At 29.4% G+C, this 5,541-nt stretch carries 5 protein-coding genes; 3 read left to right on the forward strand and 2 right to left on the reverse strand.

Going from position 1 to position 5,541, the window contains the following annotated elements:
- The first annotated feature begins 40 nt into the window (after positions 1–40).
- Together I6E15_RS09860 and I6E15_RS09865 are read left to right on the forward strand one after the other, a co-directional pair.
- Entirely contained in the window at positions 41–1,291 is a 1,251-nt protein-coding gene (locus I6E15_RS09860) for a PTS transporter subunit EIIC (protein ID WP_268827968.1), read from the forward strand.
- Positions 1,292–1,312: 21 nt separating this feature from the next.
- Positions 1,313–2,857, forward strand: a complete 1,545-nt coding sequence (locus I6E15_RS09865) for a DUF3604 domain-containing protein (RefSeq protein ID WP_235247608.1) — start codon at positions 1,313–1,315, stop codon at positions 2,855–2,857.
- Positions 2,858–2,924: 67 nt separating this feature from the next.
- Here the strand turns inward: I6E15_RS09865 and I6E15_RS09870 are convergent, their stop codons facing one another.
- A complete protein-coding gene (locus tag I6E15_RS09870) occupies positions 2,925–3,332 on the reverse strand; it encodes a membrane lipoprotein lipid attachment site-containing protein (protein ID WP_235247609.1) in 408 nt (135 codons plus the stop codon).
- Positions 3,333–3,473: 141 nt separating this feature from the next.
- A complete protein-coding gene (locus I6E15_RS09875) occupies positions 3,474–4,499 on the reverse strand; it encodes a YeiH family protein (RefSeq protein ID WP_235247610.1) in 1,026 nt (341 codons plus the stop codon).
- A 120-nt stretch (positions 4,500–4,619) separates the two neighbouring features.
- Here I6E15_RS09875 and I6E15_RS09880 point away from each other — a divergent pair, with 120 nt between their 5' ends.
- The gene (locus I6E15_RS09880; protein WP_235247611.1) at positions 4,620–5,489 is read left to right on the forward strand and encodes a LysR family transcriptional regulator; all 870 of its coding nucleotides are present in this window, start codon (positions 4,620–4,622) and stop codon (positions 5,487–5,489) included.
- Positions 5,490–5,541 lie beyond the last annotated feature (52 nt).

A 5,541-nucleotide genomic window follows, 5' to 3' on the forward strand; every position in this document is an offset into this window, starting at 1 on the left:
TTAGACATACATTACCAACTTTCTTATATTTTTTAATTTGTTGATAATATATATGTGTCCTTTATGGGTATCATATCAAGCATTTGGAATTGCTGAAAAAGCTCATGGGGCGGCAGCTTTAGCAGGGGCAATCAGTTTCTTTATATTAGAAGCTGGAGCTAAATCAATAAATGGAAATATTAAAATGGGTGTGTTTTCAGGAATAATAGCTGGACTTATTGCAGGAAATGTGTATAATAAATTTAAAGATACAAAAGTTCCTGAATGGCTTGGATTCTTCGGAGGAAGAAGATTTGTTCCTATTATGTCAGCACTTGTAAGTGTTTTAGTTTCTGGAGTTTTAGGATATGTATTCCCATTAATTCAAAAAGGTTTAGATACTTTTGGAATGTGGATGATAAAAGCTGGAGAATTAGGATTATTCCTTTATGGAGTTCTTCAAAGATTCTTAATTCCTTTTGGACTTCACCATGTTTTAAACTCAATAGTTAGATTTATGTTTGGAGAATATACAAATGCAGCTGGTCAAACATTTATAGGTGACCAAGTAAGATTCTTTGCAGGAGACCCAACAGCAGGAATATATATGGCTGGAGCTTTTGCAATTATGATGTTTGGACTTCCTGGAGCAGCTTTTGCTATCTATAGATGTGCAAAACCTAGCAGAAAAAAAGCTGTATTAGGAATTTTAATCAGTGTGGCTTTAACATCATTCTTAACAGGAATCACTGAACCAATAGAATTCTTATTTATATTCACAGCTCCATTATTATTTGTAGCTCACTCAATATTTATGGGACTATCATACGCTTTAACAAATTATCTTGGAGTTTTACACGGTTTTGGTTTCTCAGCAAGATTAATTGACTACATTCTAAACTTTAAACTTGCTACAAAACCATTATTAATATTACCTCTAGGGGCATTCTTCTTTGTACTTTATTATGTTACTTTCTCATTCATTATCAAAAAAATGAACTACCAAACTTTAGGAAGAGAAAGTGAAGAAGAAATAGAAAAATTAAATGAAAATAAAAAAGTAGAAGAAGATGGAGAAGTTGACAACTTTATCATCGCTTTAGGTGGATTAGATAACTTTATAACTGCTGATTCTTGCATCACAAGACTTAGACTTGATCTAAAAGATAGAAGCTTAGTAGATGAAAAAATGTTAAAACAATTAGGCTCTAAAGGAGTTATCAAACCAGGACAAACAAGTGTTCAAGTAATTTTAGGAGCTAAAGCAGAAAGAATAGCTAATGGAATAAGAGAAAAATTAAGCAGTAAATAGTAAAATTTTTAGGAGGAGATAATGAAATTACTTTGGTGTGATTTACACGCAAATATTCATTCAGAGCAATTAAAAGATATTGAAAAATGGTATGAATTTGGTAAAGAGATGACAGACTTTTGGCCAATAGCTTATTATCCATTTTATATGAGAAAAGATGAAACAGGACTTGGAGTAGAGGATATCCACAGTGAAGAAAAAAGAAACTCTGATTGGGAAAAAATAAGAGAGTTTGTAAAAAATACTTCAACAGATGATTACTTATTATTTATGGGATATGAATGGCAAGGAGCAGGAAAAGACGGAGACCATAACGTTTTTTATAAAAATCTAGATCAAATGTTACATGCTCCAATGAGATATCAAGAATTAACAGAACTATTGCCAGCGGGCGAAGCAATAGCTGTACCTCACCATCTTGCTTATGCTTCTGGTCACAGAGGAAAAAATTGGGCAACACACAATGAGAAATATTCTCCATTCGCAGAGATCTTCTCATCTCACGGAAGTTCTGAAAGTGATACAACTGACATTCATATGGGAAGACACGTTCATATGGGACCAAGAACATCTGGAAATGATGTTATGTCTGGATTAAAACAAGGAAAAATCTGTGGAATTATTGCTTCTGGAGATAACCACGTTGTACCAGCTATGTTTGGTCATGGATTAATGGCTTGTTATGCTGAAGAATATACAAGAGATGGAATTTTTGAAGCTTTCTTAAATAGAAGAGTTTATGGAGTTACTGGTGCAAAAACAAAACTTTACTATACATTAAACGACCAATTATTAGGAAGTGTAATTGAACCATCAGTTGACAACAAATATACAGCTTTCGTTGATGTTGAGTGTGGAAATGCTATTGACAGAATCGAATTTATAAGAAACGGAGTAGCAGAACATACTTATGTTCATAACGGAACTTGGGAAAATGAAAAATTAGAGGGAACAATCAAATTTAAATTTAGAACTGACTTTGGTTGGGGACCAGATTTAAGAATTTATCCAGATATTACTAAAAAAGAGTGGCAAGGAGAAGTTATCACAGAAGGAAAAATCTTATCTGTTGAAAAATTATGGACAAACCCTGGTCAAAAAGTAATAGAGCAAACTGATAAAAATTATAAATTTGAATTATTAACTAAAAAAACAACTCAAACAGGAAAATGGATGGGAGCTTCTGGAATACAAACTGAAGGATTCATATTTGAAGTTGAAACCGATATAAATTCAAAAATGACTTTCATCGTAAATGGAAAAACTTTTGTTTATACAGTTGCTGAAATTTTAGAAGGAAGTAAATTAAATGGTTTTGTAGAAGAAGCTGTTGAACTAGCAAAAGAAAGATTTGGATTTAGTGAATACTACAGAACAGATCCTTTCTGGCACAATGCTTATAAATTTAAAATCAATCAAGGATTCCCAGAAATAGCTTACAAAAAACAAATCTCTTATACTTTTGATGGATTAAAAACTGATAATAAAGATTTCTTTATGGTTAAAATACATCAAAAAAATGGAGAAGTTGCTTGGTCTTCACCAGTTTGGGTAAGAACAAAATAAAAATTTCTACTTCTTAAAATTAATATTACCCCAAAAATCTTATTATAAGGTCTTTGGGGTAATTTTTTTATTGATTAAATAAATTTGTAAAACTATTAACTACATCTGTATAGTAAAGTTCGTTTAGAGTCAATTTTTTATTTTCAGCTGTAATTATATAAATATCAGCATAAGTATACTCTATATAATCTCCGTTTTTTACTGTTGTAAAATATACTCTATTATTGTTATAATCAGCAACAATCACTTTACCATCTCTTGTTTTTCCATCTACTTTCCAAGTTAATTGTGAAACATCAACTTTTTGATTGGTTGCAATTCCTATTGCGTTAGCCGCTAACTCTTCAGTAGTATTACTATATAATACATCTTCAACTACAATACTTTTTACAGCGTCAATATAATCTTGATCATTACTACAACCAGTTAAAACTAAAGATAATGCCAAAGTAAGAAATAAAAATATTTTTTTCATAACCTGCCTCCCTTATGTGTCATAATATTATGATAGCTAGAATTTTTATAAAAGTCAACTATTTTTTAGATCAAAAAAAGGGGAAGGGTGTCGAAACTCGACACCCTTTTTGGGGATATGATATATATGAAATGGAATTACCTAAACAATTCCCATAGCATATTCAACAGCAATTGCCACAATCACAACTAAAAGTGATATTATAAATCCATGTACCATTGGAGCATGACCAGATTTTTTCATTTGTCTGAAACTTGTATTAAGACCAATGGCTCCAAGAGCTGCAATCATTAAAAATTTACTTAGCTCTTTTAAAAATTCTGATACTTGCAATGGAATAAATCCTAAACTATTTATTATAGCTAATGCTATAAATCCTAATATAAACCAAGGAAAAATAGTTAGTACATAAGATTTTGTTTGTTCTTCTTCTAAATGAATATTTTTATTTTCTTTTTGTTTTAAACGAATATTTATTATTGCAAATATTATAACTACAGGGATAATAGAAAGTGTTCTTGTAAGTTTTACCATTGTTGCAAAATCTCCAGCAGCCTCACTAAAAGCATAACCAGCAGCAACAACACTTGAAGTATCATTTACAGCAGTTCCAGCCCACAAACCATAAGCTATATCACTCATTCCTAACCATTTTCCAAATATTGGGAATAAAACTATCATAACCATATCAAATAAAAAAGTTGCTGACATTGAATAAGCTATATCTGTGTCTTCGGCATCAATGACTGGGGCTATAGCGGCGATAGCCGATCCTCCACAAATTCCTGTTCCAGCTGAAATTAAGTTTGACATCTTCCAATTTAGTCCTAGTAAATTTCCAACTATATATCCTCCACCAAAACAAGTTAAAAGAGTAAATACCATTATTACAAGAGACATTCTTCCAATATGTAAAACTGTTCCGATACTTAATGACGCCCCTAAAAGAATAATTGCAAATTTTAAAATTTTCTTAGATGTAAATTTTAATCCTTCTTTTAAATAATCACTTGGTTGATAATAGTGATTTATAAACATTCCTATAAAAAGAGCAATTACAGATGCTCCAATAAGTGGAACTGGTAATAAATCTTCAATAAGTTTAGAAATAAAAGCGATTACTAAAGCTAGGGCAAAACCTGGCAAAACAGAATAAGTTTTTTTCATAAAATCCTCCTAAATAATTTTTCCTTTTATAGATTGATTTTAGCATATAAAAATGATAAAATCTAATAATCATTTATTATATATTAATAAATTTTTCTTATTAAAAATTGGAGGAATCATATGCTTGATTATAGAATTTTAACTTTTTTAAAACTATGTGAAACTATGAATTATCGTATCACGGCTGAAGAATTAAATATGACTCAACCTGCTGTTACTCAACATATTCACTATCTAGAAGAAGAATACGAATGTAAACTTTTTATATACAATAGAAAAAAACTTGAAAAAACAAATCAAGCTATTCTTTTAGAGGAATATGCTCGTTCAGCATACTACAATGAAATTTATTTAAAAAGAAAAATAAAATCAGAAAATAAAATAAAAATAAATATTGGAGCGACCAAAACTATTGGAGAGTTTGTAATCGGAGAAAAAATAAAAAAACTTGTAAAAAATGAAAAATATGATATTTCTCTTACAATTGATAATACTGAAAAACTTATAAAACTAATGGAACTAAATAAATTAGATTTCATTTTGGTTGAGGGAATATTTAATAAGGATAAATATGGTTATAGACTTTATAAAAAAGATGAGTTTATTGGAATATGTAGTAAAAATCATAAGTTTAATGGAAAATCTATAAAGTTTGAAGAGTTATTTGAAGAGGATATAATCATAAGAGAAGAGGGATCTGGTACAAGAGGAATATTTGAACAGTTTTTATCAGAAAATAGTTTTTCCTTAGAATTTTTTAAGAAAAAAATTACAATAAATAATTTTAATCTTATAAAAGAACTTGTATCAGCTAACTGTGGAATATCTTTTGTATATAATTCTGTTGTTAATAAAAATGATGACATTGGGAAATTCTATTTTAAAAACAAAATAGAGAGAGAATTTAATTATCTTTATCTAAAAAATACTGCCGCTAAAGAACTTGTAGATTTTTTTGACAAATTAGAGGGTGTGAAGAGTTTTCTGTAAATCTTAACTTTCTATGATAAAAATTGTTTAATTTAATATTTTTACTTTATAT

It is taken from the genome of Fusobacterium perfoetens, from assembly GCF_021531475.1.
In the GTDB taxonomy this organism is placed as follows: domain Bacteria; phylum Fusobacteriota; class Fusobacteriia; order Fusobacteriales; family Fusobacteriaceae; genus Fusobacterium_B.